Genomic DNA, 14,998 nt, shown 5'->3' on the forward strand with positions numbered 1-14,998 from the left:
CCGCCCGTATTTATTAGGTTTACTTCTGCCCTGCGACGGCTAATCTGGGTTTTCCAAATGTTCTGAATGAACGGGCATTTATTTGACGCCGGGCCTGCAGTCGCGAGGGATGCGTATGACAAAAGGACGCTTGAGCTGGGGCGCGGGCACGTTACCAGGAGGCAAGCGGATGAAATGGCGCCACGCCTTCCAGGCGCGGCTGGCCGGGGTGTTGGCGTTATTGCTGCTGGTGGTGGTAGGCGCGGTGTACTTTGCTGTGAAAGTGGCCACTACCCATGCCGTGGAGAACCAGGCCCAGGTGCAACTGGAGACCGGCAGCCGAGTGTTCGAGCGGTTGCTGGACTTGCGCGGGCGGCGCCTGCAATACGGCCTGGACTGGCTGACGGTGGATGCGCAGTTTCGCCGGGCAGTCGCTGCGGGCGAGCCGGCACAGATCCTTGCCGCCCTGCGCCATCATGGCAGCGGGATCCGTGCCAGCGAGGTGTTTGTGCTGGGGCTCGATGGGCAGGTCATCGTCAGCACCCTGGCCGGCGTGCCTGCGCAGCAAGTCTTTCCCTATGCCCAGGCGCTGCGCCACGCCCGGCGCAACTCCCTGCAAATGCTGATTGTGGCCCTGGCCGGCCAGCCGTTCCTGCTGGTGCAGGAAGAGGTGCTGGATCCACTGCCCATTGCCCGGGTGGTCATGGGTTTTTCCATGGATGAGGCGTTTGCCGCCGAGTTGCGCTCGTTGAGCAACCTGGAAGTGTCGTTCATGAGCGTGGACCAGGGCCAGCCAGGCACCTTGTTCAGCACCCAGCCCCTGGCCGACCGCCCGGCCATTATCCAGGCGCTGTATGACCCCAACCCCAGCGAACTGGCGCAGATGAGCCAACTGCACGGCCAGCGCTTTCTCAGCCAGGTGCTGCCCCTGGCCAACACCGGGGATGGCGGGCACGTCATGGCCTTGCTGCAAAGCCCGCTGGACCAGGCCCTGCAATCCTTCGCGCCGCTGGACCGGCAATTTCTCGGCATTGCCCTGGCGGCCTTGCTGGTCTCGCTGGTGGGCGCACTGTTGATGGCGCGCCGGGTGTCGCGCCCGCTCGATGCCCTGGTGCAGGCGGCCGAGCGCATCGGCGCCGGTGACTACCGCACGCCGGTGGCGGTGCGCGGCAAGGATGAGTTCGGCCTGTTGGCCCGGGCCTTCAACGCGATGCAGAGCGGCATCGCCGTGCGCGAACGGCAACTGGCACACAACGCCCTGCACGATGCATTGACCGGCCTGCCCAACCGCGCCCTGGCCATGGAGCGCCTGGGCAGTGCGATCAGTGCGCGGCGACCGGTGGTGTTGCTGTACCTGGGGATCGAAAACTACCGGGTGATCAACGAAGGCTTCGGCCCCCAGGGCGTCGAGGAAATGCTGCGTGAGGCCAGCCGCTGCCTGCTGTCGAGCCTGGCGGCGGGGGATTCGGCGGCGCGCATTACCGGCAGTGAATTCCTCGTGTTGCTGGAAAACACCAAGCTCGACAGCGCCGTGGCCCGCGCCGACCGCCTGTACAGCCTGTTGACCGAACCGCAGCGGGTCGGTGGCGACGAGCTGCGCCACGAAGTGAGCATGGGCATTGCCGCCTACCCCGAAGATGGCCAGCAGGTCGAAGAACTGATCAGCCGCGCCGCCATTGCCCGCCACGATGCGGCCGCGTTGCCTGGCTACTTGCAGATCTATCAACAGGACCGCGACCTCGCCCATCAACGCCAGATCAGCCTGATCCGCGACCTGCGCCGCGCCGCCATCGAAGACGAACTGTTCCTGTGCTATCAGCCCAAGCTCGACCTGCGCCATGGCTATGTGCGCCAGGCCGAGGCGCTGTTGCGCTGGCAGCACCCGACCCTGGGCCTGGTGTCGCCCGCCGAATTCATCCCCCTGGCCGAGCGCTCCGGCAGCATGGCCAGCCTGACCCATTGGGTGATCGAAGAGGCGATCCGCCAGTTGGCAGAGTGGAGCGTGCGCGGGCTGGAGGTGCAGCTGTCGCTGAATATCTCGGTGGACGACCTGGGCGACGAAGGGCTGGCGCCACGGGTGACCGAATTGCTGGAGCGGCATGGGGTGCAGGCCGGGCAGTTGATTTTCGAGATCACCGAAAGCGCGATCATGCACAACCCGGAACAGGCCTTGCGCATCCTTGAGCAACTGCGCGGCTGTGGCATCAGCCTGTCGGTGGACGACTTCGGCACCGGCTACTCGTCCCTGGCCCAGTTGCAGCGCCTGCCGGTGCAGGAATTGAAGATCGACCAGTCCTTTGTGCGCAACCTCGACAGCACCAGCGGCGACGCGGTGATCGTGCGTTCGACCATCGAGATGAGCCACAACCTGGGGCTCAAGGTGGTGGCCGAAGGGGTGGAGTTCGAGCCCAGCCTGGCACTGCTCAAACAATGGAATTGCGACACCGCCCAGGGCTACCTGATCAGCCGGCCGTTGAATGCCAGGGCCTTCGAGATGTGGATGCGCCGGGATCGCAGTACGGTGTGACGGGGCCTGCGCGGTCAAAATATGGGAGAGGGCTTGTGTGGGAGCTGGCTTGCCTGCGATAGCGGTGGGTCAGTGCAACATATGCCAACGGATCCACCGCTATCGCAGGCAAGCCAGCTCCCACATTTGAGTTGTATTTCAAATAAAAAGCCCCGGGGTTCCGGGGCTTTTTTGCGTCTACCTGGCTTAATCCGCCAGCTTGAACGCCATCACATAGTCACCCTGCCGGGTCCCCAGGGAACCGTGACCGCCCGCCACGACCAGCACGTACTGCTTGCCGTCCTTGCCGGTGTAGGTCATTGGGGTGGTTTGCGCGCCTGCAGGCAGGCGGCCTTCCCACAGTTGCTTGCCGTTTTTCACGTCATAGGCACGCAGGTACTGGTCGAGGGTGCCGCTGAGGAAGGACACGCCACCGGCCGTGGTGAAGGTCCCGCCCAGGCTGGGCACGCCCATGCTCAGAGGGATGGGCACTGGCGAGCTGTCACGCACGGTGCCGTTCTTGTGCATCCAGATGGTCTTGTTGTTGGTCAAGTCCACAGCGGCCACATAACCCCAGGCCGGCGCCTGGCACGGCAGGCCCATGGGCGAGAGCATCGCTTCCAGGACCACGCCATACGGCGTGCCTTTGTTCGGCTGCACGCCTTCGGTCTCGCTGACCCGCGGGCCCATGGCGGCGATTTTTTCCGCCGGGATCATGGTCGACTTGAACGCCATGTAGCTTGGGTTGACGAAGGCGATCTGGCGCACCGGGTCAACCGAAATGCCGCCCCAGTCGAACACGCCGAAGTTGCCCGGGTAGACGATCGAGCCTTGCAGCGATGGCGGGGTGAACGGGCCGTCGTAGCGCAGGGACTTGAAGTCGATCCGGCACAGCAGTTGGTCGAACGGGGTCACGCCCCACATGTCACGCTCCTTGAGGGGCGGTGGCATGAAGTTGAGGTCGGACTTGGGTTGGGTGGGCGAGGTGTGATCACCGGCCACAGCGCCTTGCGGCACCGGGATTTCGTTGATCGGCACCACCGGCTCGCCCGTTGCACGGTCTAGCACATAGATGCTGCCTTGTTTGGTCGAGGCCATCACGGCTTGCTTCACGCCGGCGGCGGTCTTGATGTCGATCAGGCTTGGCTGGCCGCCCACGTCCATGTCCCACAGGTCATGGTGGGTGAACTGGTAGTGCCAGCGCACTTTACCGGTGTTGATATCCAGGGCCGTCAGGCCGGCAGCATGCAGCTCGGAAGCCGGTGTGCGGTAGCCACCGAACTGGTCCGGGGTCTGGTTGCCCATGGGCAGGTAGAGCATGCCGAGTTTTTCATCGACGGCGAACATCGACCACATGTTGGGCGAGTTGCGGGTATAGGTCTTGCCTTCGGCAATCGGCGTGGTGTCGTCCGGGTTGCCGCTGTCCCAGTTCCACACCAGCTTGCCGGTGTGCACGTCGAACGCGCGGATCACGCCGCTGGGCTCGTCGGTGGAGACGTTATCGGTGACGTGACCGCCAATCACCACCAGGTTCTGGGTCACGGCCGGCGGCGAGGTGGAGTAGTAGCCACCGGGGGCGAAGGTGCCGATATTGGCACCCAGGTCGACCTGGCCTTTGTCGCCGAAGTCTTCGCACATCTTGCCGGTGTCGGCGTTCAGGGCGATCAGACGGGTGTCGGCGGTCGGCAGGAAGATGCGACGCGGGCAGGCATTGGCCACTGGCGCAGCGGCACCGGTGGCCGGGCTTTGCGCGGTGGCGGCGTAGGCGGCGTCATCGTGATAGGTCACGCCACGGCAGGTCATGTGCGCCCAACCCTTGAAGTTCGCGGCTTTTTGCGTCGAGAGCTTGGGGTCGAAACGCCAGATTTCCTTGCCGGTGTCCGGGTCAAGGGCGATTACCTGGCTGTGCGGCGTACACACGTAGAGCATGCCGTTGACTTTCAGCGGGGTGTTTTCCGCGGTGGTTTCACCGGGATCGCCCGGGCCAGGCAGGTCGCCGGTGCGATAGGTCCAGGCCGGCACCAGCTTGTGCGCGTTCTCAGGGGTGATCTGCGCCAGCGGCGAGTAACGGTCACCGAAGGCCGAGCGGCCATAGGAATTCCAGTCGCCATCGGCCTGGGCCGGGGCGGCGTTGGTCATGCCCGGCACCGCGTCGCGGTCCAGTTGGCCTTTGATTTCACCGGGGTTGGTGAACTGGCTGGCCACGGCGGTGGCGCCGGCCAGCACCACGGCCACGCTCAGTGCGCCGGTGCCCAGCGGGGCCGGTTGGCCACGCAGCAGGGGGCGGCGGAACCACGGCAGCAGCATGACAATGCCCAGGCCGAACAGCAGGGCCAGGCGCGGCACCAACTGCCACCAGTCCAGGCCGACTTCCCACAGGGCCCACACCGTGCTGGCGAACAGCACCACAGCGTACAAGCCCAGCGCCGCGCGGCGCGTGGCCAGCAGCAGGATGCCGGTCAAGGTGAGGCCAATACCCGCCAGCAGGTAGTACAGCGACCCGCCGAGCATGCTCAGCTTGATGCCCCCGGCCAACAAGGCCAGGCCCATGATCAGCAGCAAGATCCCCAGCAACCTGGGCAGCAGGCGGCTTGGACTTGAAGCACCATCAGTGCTCATAGTGTGATTCTCCGTGACGTTTAAGGTAGTCCCGCGCTTGTTCACTGTAGATGACGTTTGTGCGCAGGCTTGGTTCAGGTCTCATTGCGTTTATTCAGATTCAGAAGGACGCTTGCAGCTTGATCCCGCCGACCAGCGCGTCATCCACCTGGGCGACGGCCCCCGGATGACGGATGTATTGCAGGTTCGGGCGCACCGTCAGCCAGTTGCTGACATGCACGCCGTAATAGAGCTCGGCGCTGTATTCGGTGTCTTGCACCGGCAGGTAGGCGGCGTCGTCAAAGTCGTAGACCGCACGGGCCTGGTTGCTGGCCTGGGCGTTCTTGCGATAGGCCGGGTTGACGTGCACGCGGGCCACGGCAAAGCCGATATCGTCGCGGGCGCGGGCATCGAAGGGGCCTTTGTAGACCACCCCGGCCTGCACATAGTTATCCACAGCGTTGGTTTTCTTATCGTGCATCGTCGCGTTGGCGAACACACTCAAGCCACGGGAGTGGTCACTGGCCAGGCTGGTGACCTGCTGCTGCACGCCCAGCCACACGCCGTGCTTGCTGGAGGCGCTGCGATAGGCCTCGCCACTGACGGCGGCGGGCTGGTCATTGCGGTCCTTGTACACGTCGCTGGCCTTGGCGCTGCTGTAGTAGTAACCGGCGCGGTATTCGCCCGGCAGGCCGTGGACCTTTGGCGTCCACACCAGCTCCACCGGCAGCAGGGCGCCCTGGGTGCCGCTGCCGCTGAGCTTGAAGCCATTGCCGCGATCGAGGTTGGACGGGTTCTGCTCATAGGCGCCGATTTGCGCGTACAACTCGGGCGTCAGGTGGTATTTGACCCGCAGCGCCCATTGGCTCACCGGCCAGTTGTACCAGATGCCACCGACCCAGTTGCCCACCTGGGAGCCGCAGAACGCCAGGTTCTGGAAGTCGCAGGGGAAGCTGTTGAAGTCTTCGCCTTCGCCAAAGCGCCCGGCCTTGATGTCGAGCGTCTGGTCGAAGAATTGCTGCTGGTACCACATCTGCGTCAGGCGCCAGGTCTGGCCCCGGCCCCAGACTTCCTGGGACGAAGTAAAACCGCCGACCCGTGGGTCGTTGATGCGATCGTTAGTGATGTTATTGCCACTGCGCTCGGTGATCGTCAGTTGGAACTCGGCGTTGTGCCAGCCAAGGATCTTCTGCAGGTCCAGGTGACTGCCGAAGGCCCATTGGTCGCTGTAGCGCGCCGTGCGGTCATGGTCCGAGCCTCCGTGCAGGTTGCTGCCCATCTCGCCGGTGTAGTCGATCTTGAAGTCGTAACCTTGTTCAGACAGCGCTGTCCGGGAACCGCCGAAATCACCCAGCATCCACGGCGACTCACGGTCAAAGGCCGGCGCGGCCTGGGCACAGGGGATCAGGCACAAAGGCAGCAGCGCAGCGCACTGGCGCAGTGTTGGGAAAGCAGGCATAGGCAAGGGCAGGTCTTAATAGTTTTGGTTTTTGGTACGCAAACGGCGGCCGGGGGGTGGACGCGCGTCAGGTCTGGCTGAAAGATGAAACGTTTCAGTTTGTTACGGACAAGGATAAAGCGCCGGCTCGGGGAGAGAAAGGGCTAATCGCAAGATGGATTCTTTCGGATTTGGTAACAGTGCGTGCAAGCACCGCAAAACCAGTGTGGGAGCTGGCTTGCCTGCGATAGCGGTGGGTCAGCCACTATTTTCAGTGACTGACCCACCGCTATCGCAGGCAAGCCAGCTCCCACAGGTGAATATCAGTGTCTGTTAGAAGGTCGTGCGCAAGCCCACCTGCACACTGCGCCCCGGCGCCGGCGCGATATCGCGCAGGATTGAGCTGGCATAGCGTACGGTCTGGTTGGTCAGGTTCTCGCCATCAACAAACGCCAGCCACTGGCTACCACCCAGGTTGAAGCGATAGCCGGCACTGGCGCCCAACGTGGTGTAGCCATCGGTGCCGCTTTCATTGGCCGGGACGCGGCCTTGGCCAGCAGCATGCTGGACGTCGATCCGCGCCTGCCAGCGGTCCAGTTCCCACAGCAAGCCACTGTTCAGGCGCAGCGGGGCAATACGGGGCAGGGCTTCGCCGGTGTCCAGGTTGGTGGCGCGGGTGTAGTCGCCCGACAGTTCCAGGGCAAATTTGCCGTAGGCACTTTCACCCAGTTTCCAGTGATCCTGGGCTTCAAAGCCGACGAAACGTGCGCGCACACCTGAGTAGGTGTATTCCGGGATGCCGCTGGCGTCTTCTTCGCCTTCGTCATTCAAGGTGCGACCGCTGTTCAGCAGGCCGATGTAGTTGGAGAAGTGGCTGTAGAACACGCCAACACTGCCCTTGTGCGTACCATTGTCAAAACGCAGCGCCAGGTCGCTGGCCACGGCTTTTTCCTTGGACAGCTTGGCATCGCCCACTTCATAAGTACCGGTGGCGACATGGGCGCCGTTGGCATACAGCTCGTAGAAGGTCGGGGCGCGTTCGGTGTAGCCCAGGGTCGCGGCCAGCGACCAGATGGGGGTCAGGGTGTAGACCGCGCCCGACGACAGGCTGCCAGCGGTGAAGCTACTGGAGCGGTTGGCATTGGCAAACCGCTCGTTGCCTTTGCCATCCGGGTCGACGGTGGTGTGTTCCAGGCGCCCGCCCAGGCTCAGCTTCAGGCGCTCGGTGGCCTGCATTTCTTCGAGGATAAACAGCGCGCCGGCATTGGTATCGGTCTGCGGTACAAAGGCTTCCTCGCCCAAGGCGGAAAATTCGCTACGGCTGACCTGGGCACCGACGATGCCATCAAAAGGCCCCATCGCCTGGTGCCGCGCTTCGATACGCGCCTCATAGCCCTTGTTCTTGAAGGTGGTGCCGGTTTCGCCGCCTTCGATTTCCCGGTGTTCGTAATCGGTGTAGCCGGCGTCGAGTTTGACCGAGGTAAACGGGCCTTGCAGGTTGCGGATCTCGGAGGCGAAGGCGTAGTGCTCCTGTTGCATGCGGATGCGCACGTCCTGTTCGGCGGGTGAGCCGTAGTTGCTGTCGGAGTTGCTGTAGGACAGCCCGGCGTAACCGTCGTCCCACGTGTAGGAACCGCCCACTGCACCACTGTCCTGACGCCCGTCGCTGTTGCCCAGGCGGCCGTTTTTGCCGGGGCCGTTTTCGCTTTCCGCAGCGTGGCGGCTGCGGGCGTAACCTGGGATTTTCAGGTCGTTGAATTGCCGTGCGCTGGCATCCAGGTGCAGGGCGAAGCTGCCGTTGCCGGCTTCCAGTTTGCCGGCGCTGCTGCGGGTGGTGTCGGCGCCGCCGTAGCGCAACTCGCCCGCGCCGTGGATGCCTTCGATGGCTTCGGTGGGGATGCGGTTGTCGAAGGTATTGACCACCCCGCCGATGGCGCTGCCGCCGTAGAGCAGGGCGGCCGGGCCCCGGACGATTTCGATGCGCTCGACGTTGACCGGGTCCAGCGGCACCGCATGGTCATAGGACAGCGACGAGGCATCCAGCGCGCCGACGCCATTGCGCAGGATGCGAATGCGGTCGCCATCCTGGCCGCGGATGATCGGGCGGCTGGCGCCAGGGCCGAAGTACGACGACGACACCCCAGGCTGCTTATTCAGGGTTTCGCCCAGGCTGCCTTTTTGTTGCAGGGTCAGGTCATCGCCTTCCAGCACGGTGCTTGGCGAGGCCAGTTGTTGGCTGCCCAGCGGGTTGCCGGTGATGACTTGGGGTTGCAGTTCCAGGGCGTGGGCCTGGGTGCCGATCAGCAGGGCAGCGGCCAGCGGGGTCAGGCGCCAGAGAGGGGAGAGGGACATCGGGGGTTCCTTGGCAAAGCAGAGAGGTTGGATATGAATAGTTACAATATAACATCTCTTTTTGCTCCGGGAAGCGGAACTTTTTCAGCGGCTATAGTGAACGCGGTGCTTCCGCCTGCCTGGCCTCTCGGCTAAGGTGCGCGGCTTCCTCTTTATTTACTTGGCAAAGGCCCGGCATGACCGCATCGAACAACAACCCCCTGCACGGCGTTACCCTGGAACAGGTGCTCACTGCACTGGTGGCGCACTACGAATGGGAAGGCCTGGCCGAGCGCATCGATATCCGCTGCTTCAAGAACGACCCGAGCATCAAGTCCAGCCTCACGTTCCTGCGCAAGACCCCGTGGGCGCGGGAGAAGGTCGAAGGCCTGTACGTCAAGCTGATGCGCACCAAACGCCCGCTGGACTGATCCCATGAAGCGCTTTGTCGCGGCAGCGGCACTGGCCGGTTGGGCAGGCCTGGCGATCCAGCAATACCTGATCCTCTCGTCACGCTGGCTGGCCGATGCCAGCCTGTTGGGTGGGTTGGTGAATTTTTTCAGCTTTTTCACGGTGCTGACCAACACCCTGGCGGCGGTGGTGCTGAGTTATGCACTGGTGAATCGCCCTTCGGCTGGGCGTCGCTTTTTCCTACAGCCTGCGGTCAGCAGCGGGATCGCCGTGAGCATCGTGGTCGTAGGGCTGGCCTATAGCCTGCTGCTGCGGCATTTGTGGAGCCCCGAGGGCTGGCAGTTTATCGCCGACGAATTACTCCACGATGTGATGCCGCTGCTGTTCCTCGGCTATTGGTGGTGGTGCGTCCCCAGGGGCACGCTGCGCCTGCGGCACATTGGGTATTGGGTGATTTACCCGTTGGTGTATTTCATTTATGTGCTGCTGCGCGGGCATGTGCTGGGGCAGTATCAGTACCCGTTTATTGATGTGGGGACCTTGGGTTATCCACAGGTGTTTATGAATGCCGGGGGGATATTGCTCGGGTTTGTGCTGGTGGCGCTGGCGATAGTGGGGCTGGACAAGCTCCCCAAGGCAACGAAGAACTAATGTGGGAGCGGGCTTGCTCGCGATTGCAGTGGATCAGTAGCAAATGTGCCGACTGATACAGCGCAATCGCGGGCAAGCCCGCTCCCACATTTTGACCGAGTAAGTCCTATTCTTCGCTACTGCCCTCGGCCCGCCAGTAGCCCACCGCCTTGACGAACTCATCGTCAAGCCGGTGCTTATCCAGCAGCACCCGCCGCACCTGGCGCGACAGCCTGGTCTCGGTGGCGACCCAGGCATACAGCGCCCCAGCCGGTAGCTGTAGGTTCGTCACCGTGGCCAGCAGGTCATCGACCCCGCGCACCACCCAGATCACCTCGACATCCGCCGCACTGCCAAGTGCCTGCTTTTCATGCACATCGGCAATTTCAATCACCGCCAGCACCGTGCGCCCGGCCGGCAGTTCTTCCAGGCGCCGGGCAATGGCCGGGATCGCGGTTTCGTCGCCCACCAGCAGGTAGCTGTCGAAGATATCCGGCACGATCATCGAGCCCCGGGGCCCGCCGATGTACAGGTGTTGGCCGACGGCCGCCTGCTCGGCCCAGGTCGATGCCGGGCCATCGCCATGCAGCACAAAGTCGATATCCAACTCGCCAATGGCCAGGTCGAAGCGCCGTGGCGTGTAGTCGCGCATCGCCGGTTGTGGGCCTTCGCCCTTGATGGCGAAGGTCGGGCTTTGCAGCGCGGCCAGTTCGGCGGCGTTCTGCGGGAACAGCAGCTTGATATGGTCGTCGCTGCCCAGGCTGACAAACCCGGCCAGTTGCTCGCCACCCAGGGTGATGCGGCGCATGCGCGGGGTGATATCGACCACCCGCAGTACCTCCAGGCAGCGGCGTTTAATTTCGTGGGTAACACGGTGGATGACGGGCTTGTTCATGCACTTTTCCCCTGTACAGGTTGGACGGGCGGGCCATCCACAATGGCTTGGGCGGTGCTGTTGAGCAGCCCCGCGACACGCGTGATTTCTTCCGGGCTCCAGCGGCCGTGATGCAGCTGCAAGGCATGGCGCAGGTTATGCACCGCCTCGTGGATCTCCGGTGGCCGGTCATGGCCGCGCAGCGAACGCTTGCTCACGTCGATGCGCATGCGCACACCGTCCAGGGCAATGCTCTGTTCGCTCAAGAAGAGACGTCCGGCGTCGGTGATTGTGTAGCGTTTTTTCCCGCCCTCGGCGTCGCCGCTGATCAATTCGCTCTCTTCCAGAAAGGTCAGGGTGGGGTAGATCACCCCGGGGCTGGGGCTGTAGGCGCCGTCGAACAAGGCCTCGATCTGGCGGATCAGGTCGTAGCCATGGCACGGCTGCTGGGCGATCAGCGCCGGCAGGAGGATTTTCAGGTCGCCCGGGGCGAAGACCCGCGGGCCTCGGCCACCGCGCTCGCGGCCTGGGCGTTTCTCGAAGCCGTCGCGGCTGTCACCGGGTTCACGGTGGGAATGAGGGTCTCTCATTGGGATGCTCTCTGTGGATTTCTAAGACATAACGTAAGATATATCTTAATGCCGGAGCAACGCTTGCCGACGAACGGTAGGGTGCCGCTGCGCTTATCCACTGGCAATTAATAGATTGTCGGTTTAAATGAACTCTGGAGTCTTTGCTCTAATTGCAGCGATACTTAGTGGTGGATGGCCGTGTGCTACTTTTCTTACGGAACATTGTTCGTTGGGTGTGGGTTAAGTTGGTAATAGTTGTCCTCCAGGTATTACAGCCAGTAATTGGTTTTTTCGGGTTTCAGGTTTTTTTCCATGCAACATAAGGACTTGAAGCTACGAGTTACAAGGAATTGGCTGGCTTACCTGAAGTTAAATTCGGTTGATCATTTACTCGCGTCTTAAGACTCAACTCATAAAGTGATAGTTGGGTATTTGGCGTGGAATGAAGTTTCGATCAACTCGAACCTTTAACTTAATTAGTGACAACAGGTATTTAATGATGCTGAAAAAGACTGCTTTCGTCCTGCCTCTGGTGATGTTGGCCATCGGTTCTTCCAGCGTGTTTGCAGCTGGTGAAGCCACCAGCGTCATCAACATCAAGGCGACGATTCCTACCAAACAGTTCCATGCCCAGCCGTTGGATCCAGAGTTCGGTAAGGATGAAACCATGGCCTACAACACTGTTACCGGCCTGTTGAACCCCATCCGTGCGACCTACGCGGTCAAAAATACCGACGGTTCGATCAAGGCCTACATCGAAGGCGGTCCGGCTTCCCTGACCAACGGCACTTCTTCCATTCCCCTGACCACCACCTTCAACGGCGTGACCCTGACCGGTTCGCCGCTGGAAGTCGTGGATGACGCCAGCTCCACCCCTGGCACCCAGGCCGACATGGTGGTGGTGGCGGCCAAGCCGGCCGACACCGATGCGGGCCTGTTCACCACCAACTACACCGTGGTGTTCGACCATGAGCCGCGCGTAACCCCGTGAAGATGACCTGTTGACCAATAAGCATCGGCTTATTGCTTAGCGCCTACCGATCGACAGGCAGCCGCTGTCGGTTGATCGGTATTCAAGTATTTCCTGTGCGTATTCAGAGTATCCGTTCATGTTCCCGATGATTTTCATCGCGGCAGCGCTTGCCTTGTTGTTTTGTACGGGAGCGTTTGCAGCTGACGCGGCAACTGGCACAACCCCCAGAAGTTTGCTGTCCCAGGCCAAGGGTTTACCGGCGGATTTTGAAGAACATTTTTTTGATGTGCCGCTGGCGGTGCGGGTTGAACTGGACCAGGAGTTCGTCTCTGAGGCGATGATTGTCCTGACCCGTGACGACCGCCTGACCTTGCTGGATTTCACCGATCACGAAGGCAGTGTGATCAAGGATATCGAACGTGACCGCTGGGGTGACTACCTCAAGCAGGGCGTGCCGTTGGGCGCTTGCCAAAGCAGCTGCCCGGAGCAACTGCTGGCGGTCCACTACAACCTGGAAAAGTCCCTGGTCACCCTGTTGACCGAGAACGCCGAGCGCGAAGGGTTCGAGCCGCAGTATTACTCCCTGCCCACCGGCGGCAGCACCGGCCTGATCGTGCGTAACCAACTCAATATCAGCGGCGGCCAGGGCCAGGACCTGGGCGGGCGCCTGGGGCTGGATGCCAACGCCAGCCTGGGCAACTGGAGCCAGGTGTTGAACATGCAGTTCTCGCGCCTGGGCGGGCCGGACGACGATGCCCTCAACCATGCGGTGTACTCCCTGTATGGCCAGCGTGAAATGCACGGCGAGTTCCTGCGCCTGGGCTACTTCACCCCCAATGCCGAAGGCCTGACCCGCCAGTTGCGCACCTTCGGCGCCAGCCCGGACACCGCCGTGGGCGTGATGTACGGCAGTTCCGACAGCCTGATGATCGCCAACCCCAAGCCGAGCATCTACCCCATTTATGTCACCGCCAACCGCCAGGGTTCGGTGGAGATCTACCGCAATGGCCTGCTGATCAACACCCAGGCGGTCGCCACTGGCCTGCAAAGCCTGGACACGCGCCCCCTGCCGGGCGGCATTTATGAGGTGGAAGTGCGCCTGGTGGAAGATGGCCAGACCACCAGCACCACCCAGGAATTGGTGTACAAGCCCAACAACTGGCGCAACCTCGACAACCGTTGGCGCTACAACGTGTTTGCCGGGCAGGAAAGCAAGCTGCTGAGCAACTGGGATGAACAGCCCAGTGGCGACCTGACCGCCGGCGCGTCCGTCAACTACCTGGCCCACCCACGGGTGGTACTGGGGCTGTCCGGGCGCCAGGTCAAGGACAACATGCAGTACGGCACGTCCATCGACTGGACCCTGGCCAACAATGCCAGCCTCTATGCCAACGTCTACCAGACCGATAACTACGGCACCGGCGTCGACTTCAACAGCCTCTACAATTACGGCCTGGGCAGCGTGGTGCTGAACCACACCCGCAGCTGGCTGGACAACCGCAACACCTACGAAGTCCTGCCCGACGGCACCCGCATTCGCCAGCGCGATGTGTTTGTCGGCCAGACCAGCCTCTCAGCGCTGTCCGTCAACCACCGCTTGAGCAACCTGCGCTCCATCAGCGCACGGCTGTCCTACAGCGAAGGCAATACCCAAGGCACTGGCCTGGACCTGGGCTGGACCGAACGCACCCACCTGTTCGGCAGCGATGCCAACTGGCGCTTGTCGCTGTTCGACCGTCCGGCCAGCTCCAGCACCGGCGACAAGCGCAACCGCGGGGTCGACCTGAGTGTCAGCCTGGCCCTCGGCAGCCCCGGTGAGCAGTGGTCCGCCAGCATCGGCACCCGCACCTCCCGCGAAGGCACGCGTGACAACAACGGCTCGCTGACCTACCGCCGCGACCTGCAAGACCATGTGCTGCAAAGCGTCTCCGGCACGGTGCTGGCCGACACCTATGGCGTGGGCCTGTCCGGCATGGCCAGCTTCCAGACCGATGCGGTCAATGGCGACGGCTTTGTGCAGCGCTCCTCGTTCAACAACGACCTGACCGGTGGCCTGAACCTGGACAGCACCTTCGCCCTCGGCGGGCAACGGATGGTGCTGACCAGCCAGTACGCCGGCAGCGGCTCGGGGATGATTGTCGATGTTGAAAGCGATGTAGAGGACATCGTCCTGCGCGCCGATGACTTGAGCGGCGGCAGCACCCTGCTGCGGGCCGGGCGCAACTTTATCCCGATCACCGCCTACAAGGGCAGTTCGGTGAGCTTCGACTTTGACGGCAACCACGCCCCGGCGGCGAATATCCAGCCACCGCGTACCGCCTACCACCTGAACAAGGGCGGTGTGGACTACCGCAAGATCAGCGTGATGCGCAGCGTCACCGTGCTCGGTCGCCTGGTGGACCCCCAGGGTAAACCGCTCAAGGGCCATCACATCATCAACCACGCCAGCCGTGGGGTGAGCGAGGTCGATGGGTTCTTCTCCCTGGAAATGAACGCCAGCTCGCCGACCTTGGAAGTGCGGCGCAACAACCAGTTGCTGTGCCAGTTCCGCCTCGATACCACCCAGGCGCGCAATGAAAACGATGTGCTGATGATCGGCGACCTGCGTTGTACGCCGGACACCCTGGCCGATTCCACCTTCACCACTCAGACCGCAGGTTGAGTGCCATGACGAGATTTGAGATCA

Annotated in this window: 10 protein-coding genes; 5 read left to right on the forward strand and 5 right to left on the reverse strand. The window is 62.5% G+C overall.

The features are described from left to right. Positions 1-169 precede the first annotated feature (169 nt). Entirely contained in the window at positions 170-2,506 is a 2,337-nt protein-coding gene (locus AO268_RS01485) for a putative bifunctional diguanylate cyclase/phosphodiesterase (protein WP_099167694.1), read from the forward strand. Between the two features lie 186 nt (positions 2,507-2,692). On the opposite strand, the gene AO268_RS01490 is transcribed toward AO268_RS01485, so the two are convergent. The 3 genes from AO268_RS01490 to AO268_RS01500 all read right to left on the reverse strand — a co-directional run bounded on the left by AO268_RS01490 (position 2,693) and on the right by AO268_RS01500 (position 8,873). Then, a complete protein-coding gene (locus AO268_RS01490) occupies positions 2,693-5,104 on the reverse strand; it encodes a glucose/quinate/shikimate family membrane-bound PQQ-dependent dehydrogenase (RefSeq protein WP_099167695.1) in 2,412 nt (803 codons plus the stop codon). Between the two features lie 100 nt (positions 5,105-5,204). Continuing rightward, entirely contained in the window at positions 5,205-6,542 is a 1,338-nt protein-coding gene (locus AO268_RS01495) for a carbohydrate porin (protein ID WP_099167696.1), read from the reverse strand. Between the two features lie 312 nt (positions 6,543-6,854). Continuing rightward, on the reverse strand, positions 6,855-8,873 hold the full coding sequence (locus AO268_RS01500; RefSeq protein ID WP_099167697.1) for a TonB-dependent receptor: 2,019 nt from the start codon (positions 8,871-8,873) through the stop codon (positions 6,855-6,857). A gap of 176 nt (positions 8,874-9,049) precedes the next feature. Here AO268_RS01500 and AO268_RS01505 point away from each other — a divergent pair, with 176 nt between their 5' ends. Together AO268_RS01505 and AO268_RS01510 are read left to right on the forward strand one after the other, a co-directional pair. After that, a complete protein-coding gene (locus tag AO268_RS01505) occupies positions 9,050-9,283 on the forward strand; it encodes a VF530 family DNA-binding protein (RefSeq protein ID WP_057438302.1) in 234 nt (77 codons plus the stop codon). 4 nt (positions 9,284-9,287) lie between these two features. Then, on the forward strand, positions 9,288-9,914 hold the full coding sequence (locus AO268_RS01510) for a Pr6Pr family membrane protein (protein WP_099167698.1): 627 nt from the start codon (positions 9,288-9,290) through the stop codon (positions 9,912-9,914). A gap of 106 nt (positions 9,915-10,020) precedes the next feature. Here AO268_RS01510 and AO268_RS01515 read toward each other — a convergent pair whose 3' ends face one another. Both AO268_RS01515 and AO268_RS01520 read right to left on the reverse strand, forming a co-directional pair. After that, a complete protein-coding gene (locus AO268_RS01515; RefSeq protein ID WP_099167699.1) occupies positions 10,021-10,788 on the reverse strand; it encodes a siderophore-interacting protein in 768 nt (255 codons plus the stop codon). After that, on the reverse strand, positions 10,785-11,357 hold the full coding sequence (locus AO268_RS01520) for a PadR family transcriptional regulator (RefSeq protein WP_099167700.1): 573 nt from the start codon (positions 11,355-11,357) through the stop codon (positions 10,785-10,787). Before AO268_RS01520 ends, AO268_RS01515 begins: the two co-directional genes overlap by 4 nt. Positions 11,358-11,838: 481 nt before the next feature. Between AO268_RS01520 and AO268_RS01525 the strand changes: the two genes are divergently transcribed. Further along, positions 11,839-12,330: a CS1 type fimbrial major subunit gene (locus AO268_RS01525; RefSeq protein ID WP_099167701.1), complete on the forward strand. Its 492-nt coding sequence runs from the start codon at positions 11,839-11,841 to the stop codon at positions 12,328-12,330. Between the two features lie 118 nt (positions 12,331-12,448). After that, a complete protein-coding gene (locus tag AO268_RS01530) occupies positions 12,449-14,974 on the forward strand; it encodes a CS1-pili formation C-terminal domain-containing protein (RefSeq protein ID WP_099167702.1) in 2,526 nt (841 codons plus the stop codon). The last annotated feature ends 24 nt before the right edge of the window (positions 14,975-14,998 follow it).

Source organism: Pseudomonas sp. ICMP 8385, from assembly GCF_002699915.1.
In the GTDB taxonomy this organism is placed as follows: Bacteria; Pseudomonadota; Gammaproteobacteria; order Pseudomonadales; family Pseudomonadaceae; genus Aquipseudomonas; species Aquipseudomonas gessardii.

Bases quoted from the DNA above. Each gene is read 5' to 3' on its own strand.
- AO268_RS01530 (WP_099167702.1), top strand. From the start codon at position 12,449: ATGTTCCCGATGATTTTCATCGCGGCAGCGCTTGCCTTGTTGTTTTGT.
- AO268_RS01520 (WP_099167700.1), bottom strand. From the start codon at position 11,357: ATGAGAGACCCTCATTCCCACCGTGAACCCGGTGACAGCCGCGACGGC.
- AO268_RS01495 (WP_099167696.1), bottom strand. From the start codon at position 6,542: ATGCCTGCTTTCCCAACACTGCGCCAGTGCGCTGCGCTGCTGCCTTTG.
- AO268_RS01515 (WP_099167699.1), bottom strand. From the start codon at position 10,788: ATGAACAAGCCCGTCATCCACCGTGTTACCCACGAAATTAAACGCCGC.
- AO268_RS01490 (WP_099167695.1), bottom strand. From the start codon at position 5,104: ATGAGCACTGATGGTGCTTCAAGTCCAAGCCGCCTGCTGCCCAGGTTG.
- AO268_RS01500 (WP_099167697.1), bottom strand. From the start codon at position 8,873: ATGTCCCTCTCCCCTCTCTGGCGCCTGACCCCGCTGGCCGCTGCCCTG.
- AO268_RS01525 (WP_099167701.1), top strand. From the start codon at position 11,839: ATGCTGAAAAAGACTGCTTTCGTCCTGCCTCTGGTGATGTTGGCCATC.
- AO268_RS01510 (WP_099167698.1), top strand. From the start codon at position 9,288: ATGAAGCGCTTTGTCGCGGCAGCGGCACTGGCCGGTTGGGCAGGCCTG.
- AO268_RS01505 (WP_057438302.1), top strand. From the start codon at position 9,050: ATGACCGCATCGAACAACAACCCCCTGCACGGCGTTACCCTGGAACAG.
- AO268_RS01485 (WP_099167694.1), top strand. From the start codon at position 170: ATGAAATGGCGCCACGCCTTCCAGGCGCGGCTGGCCGGGGTGTTGGCG.